The organism is Deinococcus malanensis, from assembly GCF_014647655.1.
Lineage (GTDB): Bacteria > Deinococcota > Deinococci > Deinococcales > Deinococcaceae > Deinococcus > Deinococcus malanensis.
In genome coordinates this window covers 65,147-79,995 of sequence record NZ_BMPP01000017.1, presented here as the reverse complement: position 1 = coordinate 79,995, position 14,849 = coordinate 65,147, and the positions used below count along the sequence as shown (strand labels likewise).

Below are 14,849 nucleotides of genomic sequence, written 5' to 3'. Positions count from 1 at the left end.
TCCTGGGCGCACCGTAAGCCACCACAGGCAAAGGGTTCGTGAGGCTCACGTCCGCGCGCATTTAGGTCTCACTGGCTGGCCATGAAGACAACCCTCACCCCTGACCTTCATGCAGCGGGCACCATGGGGCGCATGACGTTGCGTGCCGTGCACCCGGACTTCCTGACCCTGTTTCCCCCGGACGCCAGCCTGATCCGCCTGGCGACCGGCTTTACCTGGACCGAGGGGCCGACCTATCTGCCAGCACGGCGCGCCGTGGTGTTCAGTGACGTGCGTCAGAACCGCACCTGGGCCTACACCGACAGCGGTGAACTGCACGGTGAGATGAATCCCAGCCATCACCAGAACGGCCACTGCCTGGACGACCAAGGCCGCCTGATCGCCTGCTCGCACGGCCTGCGCGCCCTGGTGCGCCAGGAAGACGACGGGTCCTGGACCACCCTGGCCGACCGTTTCGAGGGCCGGCGTATGAACAGCCCCAACGACGTTGCCCTGCATCCCGACGGCAGCCTGTGGTTTACCGATCCCACCTACGGCATCGACAAACCCGAGGAAGGCTACGGCGGCCAGAAGGAGCAGCCCGGCAATTACGTGTACCGCCTGGACCCGGACGGCACCCTCAGCGCACCTGTCCGCGACCGCGTCAAACCCAACGGGCTGGCCTTTGTCAGCGCCGAACGTCTGCTGCTGGCCGACACCGGAGAGGGCAAAACTCATGCCTACCGCGTGCAGGGCGTTACGGCCACCCACGAGCGTGAGTGGTTCTCGGTCAGTCCCGGCAAAACCGACGGTCTGCGCATCGATGAGCAGGGCCGGATCTGGAGCAGTGCCGGCGACGGGGTGCATGTCCTGACCCCGGAAGGCCAGGAACTGGGGCGGGTGCTGGTGCCGGAAACGGTCAGCAACCTGTGCTTCAGCGGGCCGCAGGGAACCGACCTGACCATTACCGCCACCACCGGCGTGTACCGCATTCCCACCTGTACGCGCGCCCTGAGCTGGTAAGCGAACCCTAAACCCCCGCGCGGAGGACTGGCGCTTACGATGCAGATATGAGAGTCCTGTCCCGCCTCCTGCTCTTGATCGGCCTGATCGTGCTTGTCGCGGGCCTGGTCTTTCTGGGCAAGAACATCATCGATATCAATCAGCTGCACGCGGTCGCTTATGCCAACAAAAGCAACGAGGGCGCCAACCCCAACCAGCAGATCCTGCTGATGGCCGCCCTGACCACCATCGGCGGCTTTCTGACCGGGCTGGGGCTGAGCATGCCCAAGGGCGTGCCCCGGCACTGAGCCCGTGCTGACATGGGCCGGGTCCCGGACGTGTAAGCCAGAGCGCGTATGCGTCTCCGGGCGGAGGCCATTACCCTGCAGTAGCCCGGGGGAGTGGTCTCAAAAGGAAGGGCACCGGAAAAACGTCTGGTTACCGGAAAGGCGGAAGCCTTGGGCGCAGGCCGAACAGGCCGGGGCGGGTTGCGGATGCACCTATAGCGGCCTTGCAAAAGGTGGGATAAAGCAGCAAGGGAAGCGCGTTTCCTGAAAGCCCCAGCACCATTTATGCGGGTTCGAGTCCCGTCTCCTCCACCAGATGCTTCCTTTCGCAAGGGAGCATTTTCTCTGCGGCCAAACCCATTTCCAGTTACCGCATAGACCAGCAGGACAGACCCGGTGTCACGCTGTCCTGTGCGATGCCCAGAGCTGGGCAGGCTCTCCCGGTCTACCAGGGGGGATTCCCTGCTCTGCCGCTCCATGAGGCGCTGCACATGACAGGGCAGTGACACGTTACCGGAAGGTCAAGGGCGTTATCAGGCTTTGGCAGTGCCCAGGGCCTACTGTGAACCACTTGCGGGCAGGACACCGCCGGTATTCTGGGGAGGACAACTCATGAGCGTGTTGGGAGTCGCGGCAGCATTGAAGGTGAATCACGGCCATGGGACTGGGCCAGGCACGGCCCAGGAGTATGTATGGGCCTGATCGTTGTTTCCAACCGCGAACCTTACGCGCCGCACTCCCGGGAGGACGGCGGGCTGGACTGGGTTCCGTCCATTGGAGGGCTGACGGCTGCGCTGGACCCGGCGCTGCAGCACGCCGGCGGTACGTGGATCGCGTGGGGGGAAGCACACCCGGACGTTGCGGAGGTGCAGTTGCCGCAGCACGACCCACGGTATTGCCTGCAGCGCCTGCGCCTGAGCGATGCGGAAGTGCGGGATTTCTACCATGGGTTTTCCAACCGTGCCCTGTGGCCCATGAGTCACTACTTCATCGAGCGCACGCGCTACGACGCCTCCGCGTGGCAGACGTACGTGGCAGTCAACCGGCGCTTCGCTGAGGCGACGGTGACTGCCTACCGGGAGGGCGACACCATCTGGGTGCATGACTACCAGCTGGCGCTCGTTCCGCGCATGATCCGCGAGATGCTGCCAGGCGCGTCCATCGGGTTCTTCTGGCATATCCCCTGGCCGTCCACCGAGGTGTTCCGCACGCTCCCGTGGGACCGGGAACTGCTTGACGGCATGCTGGGTGCCGACCTGATCGGCATGCACACCCATGATTACGTCCGCTACTTTCAGGCGGCGTGCCGGCGGGCGCTGGACGCGGACACCGACGAGGGCACGGTCTACTGGCAGGGCCGCACCTCACGGGTGGTGGCGCGCCCTATTGGTATCGAAGTGGACGCCTACGAGGAACTGTCGAGCCGGCCCGACGTGGAGGACGAGGCCGACCGCATCCGCCGCACCGTGCAGACGCAGATTCTGCTGGGCGTGGACCGGCTGGACTACACCAAAGGCATCCCTGAGCGGCTGGAGGCCTTCGATGCCTATCTGGACCGCCACCCGGAGGCGCGGGGCAAGGTTACCCTGGTGCAGATCGCGGTTCCCAGCCGTGAGCAGGTGGACTCCTACCGGCAACTGCGCGCGCGGGTGGAGGGTCTGGTTGGCCGCATCAACGGGAAACACACGCACTCGGGCTGGTCTCCCATTCAGTACATCTACCGGGGCGTGGGGCGCGAGGAACTCGTGGCCCACTACCGGGCGGCAGACGTGATGCTGGTGACTCCGCTGCGTGACGGCCTGAACCTGGTGGCCAAGGAGTTCACAGCCTGTTCGCGGGACGGCGCCCTGATCCTGTCGCGCTTCGCGGGCGCGGCGGACGAGATGCGCGAAGCCCTGCAGGTCAACCCATACAACCCCGGCGGGCTGGCCGAGGCGCTACAGGTCGCGCTGAACATGCCCCTGGAGGAAAAGAAGGCACGGTTACACCGCCTGCGGGAACGGCTGCACGCCAGCGACCTGCGCAGCTGGGCGGACGAGTTCGTGGAGGAGATCAGGACTCCGTGAATCTGTCTGCCCCCCTGCTCGCGCTGCGCGAACGTCCGCTGCTGGTGATCTGCGACTACGACGGTACGCTGGCCCCCATCGTGGTCCGGCCGGAAGAGGCCGTGCCGGAACCGGGCGCGCCTGAAGCGCTGGCTGCCCTGCTTGCCGGAGGACGCCACCGCGCGGCAGTCGTGACGGGCCGCCGGAGCGCAGAAGCCTCCGCGTTCCTGAACGTGCCGGAGTTGCAGGTGGTCGGTCTGCACGGCATGGAATGGCCCGGTGAGACGCTGCACCCGCCTGACACGGCGGCGCTGCAGGTTATAAAGGCCGCGCTGCCGCACGCCGCCGGCATGCGCCTGGAGGAGAAGGGCTGGACGCTCGCCGTGCACTACCGCGAAGTTCCTGAACCGGAGCAGCCTGCACTGGAGGCTGCGCTGGCACGTATAACCCCGCCACCCGGGTGGGAGGTGATCGCAGGGAAGAAAGTCCGGGAGTTCCGGCCGTCCGGGCATGGCAAGGGACGTGCGGCGCTGCAACTGGCGGCCCGGTTCCCGGACCACCTGCCGGTGTTCCTGGGAGATGACGTGACAGATGAGGAAGCCTTCGCTGCCTTGCGGGAGCGCGGCGGGGTAACCATCAAGGTCGGGGAAGGGCAGACTGAGGCCCAACATCGCGTGGCCTCCCCGGCCGAGGTCGTCACGCTCCTGCGCACCTGGGCGTAAGACCCGGGCAACTGAACGCCCCCGCCCGTGGTTGCGTTTCTCAGGTCTCCACCGACCAGCAGCGAATAGAGCGCTGGCCAGCTTTCCTAAGCGGATTTCAGCGTCTTCAAAGACCGGGATACATAAACGTTGAACAGAATGCGGGCGGTGTCCCGGCCACCGGAGGGCACCAGGAGGTCTTATCCGTGCCCAAAGCCCTTGTCCTGACGGTGCTGCTTGCCTTCGCCTCGCCCTTCTGTGCCGCCCAGACCAGCCCAGCCCCCACCAACCCAGCCCCCACGACACCTGCACCCTCCACGCCGACCGCGCCGCCCTCAGCCCTGCCCGCCGCCGAGCGGGCCACCGTGAATGTCATTGAGCGCGCGCTGGGCAGTGTGCTGTACATCGAGGCGACCACGCCCCGCCAGTCGCAGGGAACGTTCTCCAGCCCGCTGTTCGCAGACCCCCGCAGCCAGGGAAACCAGTCCAGTGGCAGCGGGTTTTTCGTGAATGCGGAGGGCTTTGCGCTCACGAACTATCACGTGGTGGAGGGTGCCACCCGGCTGTCCGTGACCCTGCGCGACAGCCGGCAGACCTTCACCGCACGCGTCGTGGGCACCGCGCCCGACTATTATCTTGCGCTTATACAGGTTCAGGGCGTGCCGGCCAACCTGATCCGGCCTCTCCCGCTGGGAAACAGCAGCGGTCTGCGCATCGGTCAGACCACCATTGCCCTGGGTGCTCCGTTCGGTCTGCAGTTCAGCGCCACGACCGGCATTGTGTCGGCTACCGAACGTACCATCCCCACCGGCGTTCGCAGCATCGCCCAGAGCGCCATCCAGACGGACGCGGCCATCAACCCGGGAAACTCTGGCGGACCACTGCTTGACTCTGCCGGGCGCGTCATCGGCGTCAACACCACAATCCTGTCCCCAGCAGGTGCCGCCACGGGCGTGGGCCAGAGTGCGGGCGTGGGCTTTGCCATTCCCATCAACATCGCCGCTGGTCTCCTGTCCCGCCTGCAGGCCGGACAGACCATCGTCGGACCGGTCATTGGCGTGGCCCTTGCACCGTTCGACCTGACCGAACAGGCCCGGGCGCAGTACAACCTGCCCCGTACGGGCGCGCTTGTGTCACAGGTCACGCCCAACAGCCCCGCCGCGCAGGCGGGCGTAAGCGGCGGCACCACGCGTATTCAGACACCTGTTGGTCCTGTCTTCCTGGGTGGGGACGTCATTACAGCCATCAACGGGCAGACGATCGAGTCTGCCGCCGACCTGCGCGAATACCTCTTTACCCGTCAGGCAGGCGAGCGCGTCACCCTGACGATCAACCGGGCTGGGCAGACACAGACGCTGCAGGTTACCCTCGCGCCGGGCACGGTCCCGGGGACGCCAAGGTAACAGCAGGGCCTCGCAAACCGGTTCGTCGAGGACTCAGGCGGCTCTGGCGCCCATCTACATCAGGTCCAGTTTCTCGTGCGACCACAGGCAGAGGCCCTCAATGAAAGCGGCCTCTGTTATTCCGGTGTGATAACCGCCTGGACCCGGCCCACCTGCCCGCTGATGAGGCGCACCTTGATGCCGTGCGGATGTGAGGGTGAGCGGGTCAGCAGCTGCGCCACGACCCCACGCGTGAGCCTGCCCGTCGGCTGGTCATGCTTCTGCACGATGTCCACGGTCACGCCCGGTTGAATTTGAGAACGGAGGGGGGCCATGCTGACAGCTTGACCCCTGGATTACTCGCCGGCAAGGGGCCTCGGCCGGTACAGGTTCCGGATGACATAGGAAGGCCGCCGCGGAACTTGGTTCGGCGGCGGCCTGTGAGGGGCTTGCTGTACCTCTGTCAACGTCACTACCGGCCGCCGTCACTCACGTGCCCTGACGCTTCCCGGACCGGTGAGGTTGAAGGCTATTGCCCCCGGTTATTCGGATCAGTGCTTGCCGGCGTCGGCGTCGATAGCCAGGGTGTTCTGGTTGCGGAACTCGCGGTTCTCTGCCCCGACGCTCAGGATGAAGAAGGTGGGGGCCCACTGTCCCACGAACAGCGCATCACGCTTCTCGTCGGGATCGGTGCTCGTGAAGTAACGGTAGGCGCTGTACGCAATGGAGGCGTAGCCGAGGATGATCATCAGGTCGGACATTTTTGCTTTCATGGTTGGCTCCTTTGCCACCGCATCAGCTTTGTGCCGCATGACAGGGTCTGGCGTCTGCCCAGTATTGGGGCGGCTTCTTGCAGGAGCGTTAGCGGGTGCTTCGGCCTTCTTTAGAAACGAATGCCTGTAAAAGAACAACGGCCCCGGATGACCGGAGCCGCTGCAATCAGGAGAGCTTAGACTTCCAGGGCGAGCTTATCAACATCGTTGAGCAGTGGCGTCCCGGCAGGGTAATGCCCGGTGAAGCAGGCACCACACATGCCTTTTCCGCCGATGGCCTGCCGCAAACCCGGCTCGCTGATGAAGGCCAGTGTGTCCGCACCGATCAGCTCACGGATTTCCTCGACGCTGTGGGTGCTGGCCACCAGCTCCTTGCGGGCCGCCGTGTCGATGCCGTAGAAGCACGGGTGCGTGATGGGCGGGCTGGACACGCGGAAATGCACCTCGGTGGCGCCGGCTTCACGCAGCAGGTTCACGATCTGGCGGCTGGTGGTGCCGCGCACGATGGAGTCGTCGATCAGGACCACGCGCTTGCCCCGCACCGCGCTGGTGGGGGAGAGCTTCATCTTGACCTTCAGTTCGCGGGCCTCCTGGCTGGGGGCAATAAACGTGCGCCCGGCGTAGGGGTTCTTGTACAGGCCGTAGTCGAAGGGAATGCCGCTTTCGCGGGCGTAGCCGATGGCCGCGCCCATACCACTGTCGGGCACCGGTACGACGACGTCGGCGTCCACCGGCTTCTCGCGGGCCAGCTGCATGCCCATGCGGATGCGGCTTTCGTGGGTATCCACACCGTCGATCTTGCTGTCGCTGCGGGCAAAGTAGATCCACTCGAACGAGCAGGGGGTGGGCTGACGCGCCTCGACCATCAGGCTGTGCAGGCCGTCGCGGTCGAAGTAGACCAGTTCGCCGGGCTGCACGTCCCGGATCAGGCGGGCGCCCACCGCGTACAGCGCGCAGGGTTCGGACGCCAGAGCCCAGGCTCCGTCCTCACGCTGGCCGATGACCAGTGGGCGCACGCCGTGCGGATCGCGGAAGCCAATCAGCCCGGTGCGGCTCATCAGCACACACGCGTAGCCGCCGCGCAGGCGCTTCATGGCCGCAGCGGTGGCGGCCACCAGATCCATCTGGCTCTCGCGGGCGATCAGGTTGAGCATCACCTCCGAGTCGTTGGTGGTGGCAAACAGCGCCCCCTCGTGCAGCATTTCGGTGCGCACTTCCAGGGCGTTCACGAAGTTGCCGTTGTGCGCCAGCCCCAGGATGCCCTTGTTGGTGCGGGTGGTCAGCGGCTGCGAGTTGAAACGCAGGTTCGAGCCGGTGGTGCTGTAGCGCACGTGCCCAATGCTGACCCGCGCGTTGGGCAGCCGCACGCTGTCCAGCCGGCGCTCGTCGAACACCTGCGTGACCAGCCCCAGGTCCTTTTCCACATGGAACTTGTCGCCGTCCGACACGCACATGCCGGCCGCTTCCTGGCCACGGTGCTGCAGGGCGAACAGGCCCAGGTAGGTCAGCCACGCCAGGTCGTTGGGCACCGGCGAGTACAGGCCGAAGACCCCGCACTCCTCCTGCGGCTTGTCGGTTACGGGGTCGAAAATCACCCGAGAATCTCCCGCAGAGGGCTCTCGAACGCTTGAGTCAGGGTCTGAAGGTTCACGCTCAAGTGTATGTGGTGCCCGGGCACGGCAATGGTGACGCTACTTCCTCCCGTCGTGCCCAAACGCACAAACGGAACGCTCTTTTCATGCAGCAGGGCCTCGGTGGCCGCCTCGTCCTGCACGGCGACCAGAATGCGCCCGTTGGCCTCTCCGAACAGCAGGGCGTCGGCGCGCGCCTCGCCCTCCAGGGTGGCGCTCAGACCCACCCGGCCAGCAATGGCCATCTCGGCCAGAGCCACGGCCAGGCCGCCTTCAGCGGTGTCATGTGCGGTGGTGGTCAGGCCAGCGCGGATCAGGGCCAGGGTGCCTTCGATCACGCGCTTTTCCAGATCCAGGTCCAGGTCCGGCACCTGACCGGCTTCCAGGCCGTGCACACTTTCCAGGTACTGAGACGCGCCGATGTGGCGGGCGTGCTCGCCCAGCAGGTACAACGTGTGGCCCTCACCCTTCAGGTTCATGGTGGCGCGCACGTTCACGTCCGGCAGCACGCCCACCATGCCGATGGTCGGGGTGGGGTGAATGGCGACCGTGCGGCCTTCTTCCACGTACTGGTTGTAGAGGCTGACATTGCCGCCGGTGACCGGGGTATTCAGCGCGCGGCAGGCGTCGGCGATGCCCTGCACCGCCTGCTGCAGCTGGTAGTAGACCTCGGGGCGGTGCGGGTTGCCGAAGTTCAGGTTGTCGGTAATCGCCAGTGGAGTGGCGCCCACGCAGGCGAGGTTGCGGGCGGCCTCGGCCACGGCGGCGGCGGCGCCGGTGTAGGGATCAAGCTGCACGAAGCGCGGATTGCAGTCGCTGGTCGCGGCCACGCCCATGCCCGAGTCCTTCACGCGCATGACGGCAGCGTCGGCGGCACCCGGCACGACCACGGTGTTGGTCATGACCTGATGGTCGTAACGCTCGAAGATGGGCCGCTTGCTGGCAACCGTGGGATGCGACAGCAACTCGACCAGAACGGCACCCAGGTCACCGGGCACCGGCACGCCGCTCAGGTCACGCTCGCGCGCTGCGCGGATTTCCGGGGACTCTATGCCCTCACGGGTGTACTTGGGCGCCTCGTTGAGCAGGGCCACCGGCAGGTCGCAGACCACTTCACCCTGCCAGGTCAGGCGGTAGCGGTCGTGGCCTTCCACCTCACCGATCTCCACCACGTCCAGCTCCCACTTGGCCAGCAGGTCGTTGAGTTCCTGTTCCTTGCCGGGCACCGGTACCAGGATCATGCGCTCCTGCGACTCGGACAGGCACAGTTCCATCGGGACCATGCCGGTCTCGCGGGTGGGCACCAGATCCAGGTTCATGGTGATGCCCAGTCCGGCGCGGTAGGCCATCTCGCAGGTGCTGGAGACCAGCCCGGCGGCGCCCATGTCCTGCACGCCCGCCACCACGCCCGCCTGAATGGCTTCCAGGGTGGCTTCGAGCAGCAGTTTTTCCATGAAGGGATCGCCGACCTGCACCGCGGGGCGGTCAGCCTGCGAGGCGTCGCTCAGGTCGGCAGACGCGAAGACCGCGCCCCCCAGACCGTCGCGGCCGGTCTTGGACCCCACGTAGATGATGCGGTTGCCGACCTCACCCATGGTGCCCTTGGCCAGGTCCTCGTGGCGCAGCAGCCCCAGGGCCATCACGTTGACCAGCGGGTTTTCCTGGTAGCTGGGGTGAAAGGTCACCTCGCCGCCCACGGTGGGCACGCCGATGGCGTTGCCGTAATGGCTGATGCCCTCTACCACGCCGTTGACCAGAAAGCGCGTGCGCGGGCTGTCGGGATTGCCGAAGCGCAGGCTGTCAAGCACCGCAAACGGCCGGGCGCCCATGGCGAAGATGTCACGCAGGATGCCGCCCACACCGGTCGCCGCGCCCTGCACCGGCTCGACCGCCGACGGGTGGTTGTGGCTTTCCATTTTGAAGGCCACGCCCCAGCCGTCGCCAATGTCCACCACGCCAGCGTTCTCACCGGGGCCCTGCAGCACCTGCGGGCCGGTCGTGGGGAAGGCACTGAACAGCGGGCGGCTGTTCTTGTAGCCGCAGTGCTCCGACCACATGGCGCCCACGATGGCCGCCTCCAGCGCATTGGGCTCACGCCCGATGCCGGACACGAGCAGGTCGAATTCTTCAACAGTCAGGCCGAAGGTGCCGGCCCGGTCACGCAGAGACTGCGTCTGTGTCATTGAAACTCCTTGAGAAGCGGGGCAATCTGCCCCCGGTGGTACGCGGTGTGTCGCAGGTGGGAGGTCAGCCCTTCCAGCACGGGCCGGGGACGTTTGAGGGTGGCCCAGAGGGCTTCAGATGTAAAGCGCTCTGCGGATGCGGTGCAGACCGCCTTCAGGGCTTGCGTGAACACCTGATCCAAGGCGGTCAGAATCTGATCTTTCGTATCGTCCTCAGCTGCCAGGGTGGGCCCGGTGACCCTTCTGACCCAGTCCGCCTCCTCAAAGCCCAGATAGCCGTAGGTCAGCGCCGGGTTGACGCCGCCGAGTCCAGGCTGAATCACGCAGCGGGTCCAGTCCATGATGTGCAGGGCGTACCACGCCGCACTGTGACCATAGGCCGCAGCCCTTCCGAACACGGTGGCCGGCACCGCATGCAGGGCGTTGCCAAACGCACGGAACTCGGCATCAAGCGCGGTGGACAGGAAGGACTGAAGCGGCGTCATAGTGGTTCCGGGCCTCTACTGAGCTGCCGTGAACTGCCGGCGAAGCAGCGCCACCTGGCCGCGGTGGTAGGCGACATGCCGCACATGCAGGCCCAGGGCCTGAAGCCGGGGCCGCTCGCCGTTCGGGGCGCTGGGCGAGAAGGTCGTGCCCTGCAGATCCGCCGGACTCAGGGTGCTCAGGAAAGTGTGAACCTGCGTTATGACCTCATCCAGCCGGGCCAGCACCGCCGCCCTACCCGCAGCTTCGGTCAGGGGCGGATTGACATTCAGCGCCTGAGCCCAGGCCTGATCCTCCCAGCCCAGGTAACCATACGTGGGTGAGCGGTCACCCAGGACCCCCAGCCGCAGCCAGTCGGCGATGTGCAGGGCCTGCCAGGCTGCGCTCTGCGCGCCAGCCGCGACGGTAAAGCTCTGCTCGGGGATGGCCTCCAGTGCTGCGCGGAAGGCGCCCAGTTCGATGGAGTACTGCTCGGCAAGAAAGGCGGCAAGGTCGTTCATTGTGCCCTCGCGGCCCTGAGGCTCTCGAACAGCCCACGGCCGTCCTCGCTGCCCAGCAGCAGTTCCACGGCGCGTTCAGGGTGGGGCATCATGCCCAGCACGTTGCCGCGCTCGCTGACAATGCCGGCAATATCGTTGAGGCTGCCGTTGGGGTTGTCGGCATAGCGGAAGACCACGCGGCCCTGCTGCTCCAGCTCGGCAATGGTGGCGGCGTCGGCGTAATAGTTGCCCTCTCCGTGGGCGATAGGCACCTCGATGACCTGCCCCTGGGCATAGGCACCGGTAAAGGCGGTGGCGTTGTTCTCCACGCGCAGGTGCACCGGCTTGCACATGAAGTGCAACTCGCGGTTGCGCGACAGGGCGCCGGGCAGCAGGCCGGACTCGGTCAGGACCTGAAAGCCGTTGCACACGCCCAGCACGAAACCGCCCCGGTCGGCGTGCTCCTTGACGGCCGCCATGATCGGGCTGCGGGCGGCAATCGCGCCGCTGCGCAGGTGGTCGCCGTAACTGAAACCGCCTGGCAGGAACACGAGTTCGGTGCCCTCGGGCAGTTCGCCGGCCGTGTGCCACACGAACTCGGCACCGTTATCCAGCAGCAGCCGGGCAGCGTGCAGGGCGTCAGCGTCACAATTGGAGCCGGGAAATTGAATCACAGCGGTTTTCACAGTCTCTCCAGATCGGTCACGGTGCGCTCGCTCTGGACCTGGCCGGTGTTCACGGTACCGGCGGGTTCGAGCATCATGACCCAGGCTTCCTCGGTCTCGGCGGCGGGCTTGTGCTCCACGCCGCGCGGCACGATCAGAAATTCGCCTTCGCGGACCAGTTCGGTGCGGTCGCGCAGCTCCATGCGCATCACGCCGCGCACCACGAGAAACAGTTCGTCCTCGTGCTCATGGCTGTGCCAGATGAACTCGCCGCCAAAGCGGGCCAGCCTGACCTGCTGACCGTTGAGTTCGCCCACGATCTTCGGCGACCACTGTTCGGTAAACAGCCCGAACTTCTCATTCAGGTTGACGGTCTTTGGGGCGGTCATGCCTCGGCAAGCTCCCAGCGCGCGTCTTCCATGACCGGGTTGCTCAACACGTTGGTGGTGATGCTCTCAAGCTGCGCTTCGACTTCGGCACGGTCGCCGTGTAGCGTCAGCTCGATCAGCTTGCCCACGCGCACGCCGCTGACATTGGCGTGCTCCAGGTGAGCCAGGGCGCGTTCCACGGTACGGCCCTGCGGGTCAAGGATGGACGGCTTGAGGGTGACAAAAACTTTGGCGTGGTACTGGGACATAGACAACTCCGGAAGGAAGGGATCAGGGAGAGGGGAAACGGATTGGGCGCTGTGAATTACGTGCTCTGGGTCACACGGCGCAGCATCTCAGCGTAGGCGTCTTCCACGCCGCCGAGGTCACGGCGGAAGCGGTCCTTGTCCATCTTCTCGTTCGTCTGGGCGTCCCAGAAGCGGCAGGTGTCGGGGCTGATCTCGTCGGCCAGCACGATCTCGCCGCTGGGCAACTTGCCGAACTCCAGCTTGAAATCAACCAGTCGCACGCCTCGTGCCTCGAAATAAGGCACCAGGAAGTCGCGGACCTTCAGGCTCAGTTCGCGGATGCGCTTCAGGTCGGCCTCGCTGGCCCAGCCCAGGGCAACGGCAGTGTCGGTGTTGATCACGGGATCACCCAGCGCGTCACTCTTGTAGCAGTACTCGACCACCGGGCGCGGCAGCGGGGTGCCTTCCTCGATGCCCAGGCGTTTGGAGAAGCTGCCGGCAGCCACGTTGCGCACGATGATTTCGACCGGCACGATGGTCACGGCCCGCACGCGCTGCTCACGGTCACTCAGCTTTTCCAGAAAGTGGGTGGGAATGCCAGCGGCCTCCAGCAGCGGATACAGGTGGGCTGTAATGGCGTTGTTGATCTCGCCCTTGCCCATGATCTGGGCTTTTTTCACCCCGTTGAAGGCCGTGGCATCGTCCTTGTACTCCACGATGTACTCGCCGGCCTGGGGGGTGGCGTACACGCGCTTGGCCTTGCCCTCGTACTTCATCTCGCCTCTGGTCATGGCATTCTCCCGGAATGTAGAAATGGCGTCCCCCGCGCAGAATCGGGGCGACGCTCGAATGTCGCTGTGGTGGGCATGATGGAGCCTCCATCGCCGTCTCTCGGACGGACTTACCGCTTCCGTGAAGGGAAACGGGGCGTCTCACAGGACGCGGGTGGAAGATTGGGTGGCGTGCAGCGAAAGTCGGGCTCAAGCTGCCGTACTCCACCTTAACAGCTTATGAAGGGCGTTGGCCGCCGCTGTTCAGGCGAGGTGGACAGCTCGTGGGATACTGCTCAGCCCTCCTGTCCGGCCGCAGGACGCTTGCTGATCAGCGTCTCGCGTACCTCCGCGACAAAATAAGTACAGGCCTCCGCACAGGGGAAAGCACCAGGAACTCCTTCCAGAAACGTCCGGGGCAGCTTTTCGCCGGCCCACAGACGGGTGCGCAGGCAGGGGGTACATACCGTGCGGGCCACCCGCTCGACCTGCTCTTGCGTGGCCCGCTGCACCCGGGTATAGATCCCGGTCTGGCGCCGCGCAGTCGTGGCCCAGGGGGTATGACGCAGGCTGTGGCAGCCGTGGGCGTAGCTTTCCTCGACCACTGCTGGATACAGGAAGTGCACCCCACGCCGCAGCTCCGTCTCACTCAGCACGGCGCGCCAGCCACGCGGCAGGGTCCGGTAGGTGTGGACCGGACGGTGGTTGCCGGCAGCGTCACGCCGGGTGACGTCTCTGAGGCCCTCGGGCGTCACCACTGTGTGCAACTCAGCTCCTCCCATGCCCTCGTCCAGGGCGTGGCGCAGTTCGTAGACACCGCTGTGGGGGGTGATCAGCACCTCACCCATTCGCCCACCGCGCCGGGCCAGATGTATCAGCGCCTGCCAGGCTGAATCGTGGGCGCGTTCCACATCACCGTCACGACCGGCCGCGCCGCGCGCTTCCTCCGCCAGGTGCAGCACCACGTCCGCCACTGCCGGATGTGTGCCCACCGGCCGGGCGTAATACACCGTCTGCGGGCCGTGGGGATTGTCCGGAAACCTGGTGACTTCCCCCTGAAGACCCATGTCCTCGGGAATGGTTTCCAGGGTGTGCCAGCCTTCAGAGGCGAAAAACGGCACCACCACCACCCGCGGCGCCCTGACCCGGTCCGGCCAGGTTCCCACCCGGGGATCCTCGTCCAGAAACAGGGCGTGTACCTCTGAAAACAGTCCGCTTTCGCGCAGGCGGTCGGCGTTGCTGTAGATCACCTTGTGGCTGTTCTCGTTGCGGGTGGTGCCGTGACCCAGCACGATCAGCGCGGTGTCCTCAGGGCTGGCGTCCGGCAGGGCTTCGCGCGCACGCGCCAGGATCACGTCGGTCATTCCTGGATGCACCCCGAATGGCAGCGTGTAGCGCACCGTCCGGCCGCCCAGCACGCGGGCCACACCTTCAGGAGGCACCGGGCCCTGATGACCCAGCCCCAGCTCACGCGGAATCACGGTCTCGGTGAAGTAGCCCTCGGAGATGAACATGGGAATCACCGTGACGTCCGTGCTGGCCGTGGTGCGCAGCACCTGACGCAGGGCCGGTTCCTCCTTCCAGTAGCCCTCAATGACCTCGTCGTACAGGCCCCGCTCACGCAGCAGCTCGGCATACCGGAACACCGCGCCGGCCGATTCGCCGTTCAGGTGGGAGCCATGTCCGATCAACACCAGGGAACGCATATCTGCGCACTGTATCGCCGGGGCGCAGGCCTGAGTGTTTCTGAGCTTGCGAAAGGAATGATCAAGCGGACGGGCAGGCCAGATGAATGCCGGTGAAGCCACCTTTCACTCCGCTCTGAGAGCAGTGCGGGTAACGTGAACCTTGCT

General features: G+C 65.7%; 16 protein-coding genes. 5 read left to right on the top strand and 11 right to left on the bottom strand.

Annotated features, from left to right (window positions below; translation table 11 throughout):
• The first annotated feature begins 81 nt into the window (after positions 1 to 81).
• From IEY49_RS17205 to IEY49_RS17185, 5 genes are all read left to right on the top strand, one after another.
• Positions 82 to 1,002, top strand: a complete 921-nt coding sequence (locus IEY49_RS17205) for an SMP-30/gluconolactonase/LRE family protein (RefSeq protein ID WP_229780884.1) — start codon at positions 82 to 84, stop codon at positions 1,000 to 1,002.
• Between the two features lie 47 nt (positions 1,003 to 1,049).
• Complete coding sequence (locus IEY49_RS17200; RefSeq protein WP_189011004.1) at positions 1,050 to 1,289, top strand: hypothetical protein; 240 nt, start codon at positions 1,050 to 1,052, stop codon at positions 1,287 to 1,289.
• Positions 1,290 to 1,960: 671 nt separating this feature from the next.
• Positions 1,961 to 3,334 carry an alpha,alpha-trehalose-phosphate synthase (UDP-forming) gene (locus tag IEY49_RS17195; protein WP_189011002.1) on the top strand — a complete coding sequence of 458 codons (1,374 nt, stop codon included), beginning with the start codon at positions 1,961 to 1,963 and terminating at the stop codon, positions 3,332 to 3,334.
• Entirely contained in the window at positions 3,331 to 4,035 is a 705-nt protein-coding gene (gene otsB, locus IEY49_RS17190; protein WP_189011000.1) for a trehalose-phosphatase, read from the top strand. The genes IEY49_RS17195 and otsB overlap by 4 nt, the downstream gene beginning before the upstream one ends.
• A 185-nt stretch (positions 4,036 to 4,220) precedes the next feature.
• Positions 4,221 to 5,417, top strand: a complete 1,197-nt coding sequence (locus tag IEY49_RS17185) for a S1C family serine protease (RefSeq protein ID WP_189010998.1) — start codon at positions 4,221 to 4,223, stop codon at positions 5,415 to 5,417.
• Between the two features lie 116 nt (positions 5,418 to 5,533).
• On the opposite strand, the gene IEY49_RS17180 is transcribed toward IEY49_RS17185, so the two are convergent.
• The 11 genes from IEY49_RS17180 to IEY49_RS17130 all read right to left on the bottom strand — a co-directional run bounded on the left by IEY49_RS17180 (position 5,534) and on the right by IEY49_RS17130 (position 14,804).
• On the bottom strand, positions 5,534 to 5,731 hold the full coding sequence (locus IEY49_RS17180) for a YwbE family protein (protein ID WP_189010996.1): 198 nt from the start codon (positions 5,729 to 5,731) through the stop codon (positions 5,534 to 5,536).
• Between the two features lie 216 nt (positions 5,732 to 5,947).
• Positions 5,948 to 6,169 carry a hypothetical protein gene (locus IEY49_RS17175; protein WP_189010994.1) on the bottom strand — a complete coding sequence of 74 codons (222 nt, stop codon included), beginning with the start codon at positions 6,167 to 6,169 and terminating at the stop codon, positions 5,948 to 5,950.
• Between the two features lie 176 nt (positions 6,170 to 6,345).
• Positions 6,346 to 7,764, bottom strand: a complete 1,419-nt coding sequence (gene purF / locus IEY49_RS17170) for an amidophosphoribosyltransferase (RefSeq protein ID WP_189010992.1) — start codon at positions 7,762 to 7,764, stop codon at positions 6,346 to 6,348.
• Positions 7,761 to 9,983: a phosphoribosylformylglycinamidine synthase subunit PurL gene (purL, locus tag IEY49_RS17165; protein ID WP_189010990.1), complete on the bottom strand. Its 2,223-nt coding sequence runs from the start codon at positions 9,981 to 9,983 to the stop codon at positions 7,761 to 7,763. The genes purF and purL overlap by 4 nt, the downstream gene beginning before the upstream one ends.
• The gene (locus tag IEY49_RS17160) at positions 9,980 to 10,468 is read right to left on the bottom strand and encodes a DinB family protein (RefSeq protein ID WP_189010988.1); all 489 of its coding nucleotides are present in this window, start codon (positions 10,466 to 10,468) and stop codon (positions 9,980 to 9,982) included. Before IEY49_RS17160 ends, purL begins: the two co-directional genes overlap by 4 nt.
• 15 nt (positions 10,469 to 10,483) lie before the next feature.
• The gene (locus IEY49_RS17155) at positions 10,484 to 10,966 is read right to left on the bottom strand and encodes a DinB family protein (protein ID WP_189010986.1); all 483 of its coding nucleotides are present in this window, start codon (positions 10,964 to 10,966) and stop codon (positions 10,484 to 10,486) included.
• A complete protein-coding gene (gene purQ, locus IEY49_RS17150) occupies positions 10,963 to 11,631 on the bottom strand; it encodes a phosphoribosylformylglycinamidine synthase subunit PurQ (protein ID WP_189010984.1) in 669 nt (222 codons plus the stop codon). Before purQ ends, IEY49_RS17155 begins: the two co-directional genes overlap by 4 nt.
• Positions 11,628 to 11,999: a cupin domain-containing protein gene (locus IEY49_RS17145; RefSeq protein ID WP_189010982.1), complete on the bottom strand. Its 372-nt coding sequence runs from the start codon at positions 11,997 to 11,999 to the stop codon at positions 11,628 to 11,630. The genes purQ and IEY49_RS17145 overlap by 4 nt, the downstream gene beginning before the upstream one ends.
• The gene (gene purS, locus IEY49_RS17140) at positions 11,996 to 12,247 is read right to left on the bottom strand and encodes a phosphoribosylformylglycinamidine synthase subunit PurS (protein ID WP_189010981.1); all 252 of its coding nucleotides are present in this window, start codon (positions 12,245 to 12,247) and stop codon (positions 11,996 to 11,998) included. The genes IEY49_RS17145 and purS overlap by 4 nt, the downstream gene beginning before the upstream one ends.
• Before the next feature lie 56 nt (positions 12,248 to 12,303).
• Positions 12,304 to 13,017 (bottom strand): phosphoribosylaminoimidazolesuccinocarboxamide synthase, encoded by a 714-nt coding sequence (purC, locus tag IEY49_RS17135; RefSeq protein WP_189010979.1) that lies wholly within the window; start codon positions 13,015 to 13,017, stop codon positions 12,304 to 12,306.
• Between the two features lie 275 nt (positions 13,018 to 13,292).
• Positions 13,293 to 14,804: a CbiX/SirB N-terminal domain-containing protein gene (locus IEY49_RS17130; RefSeq protein ID WP_268239085.1), complete on the bottom strand. Its 1,512-nt coding sequence runs from the start codon at positions 14,802 to 14,804 to the stop codon at positions 13,293 to 13,295.
• Positions 14,805 to 14,849: the final 45 nt, after the last annotated feature.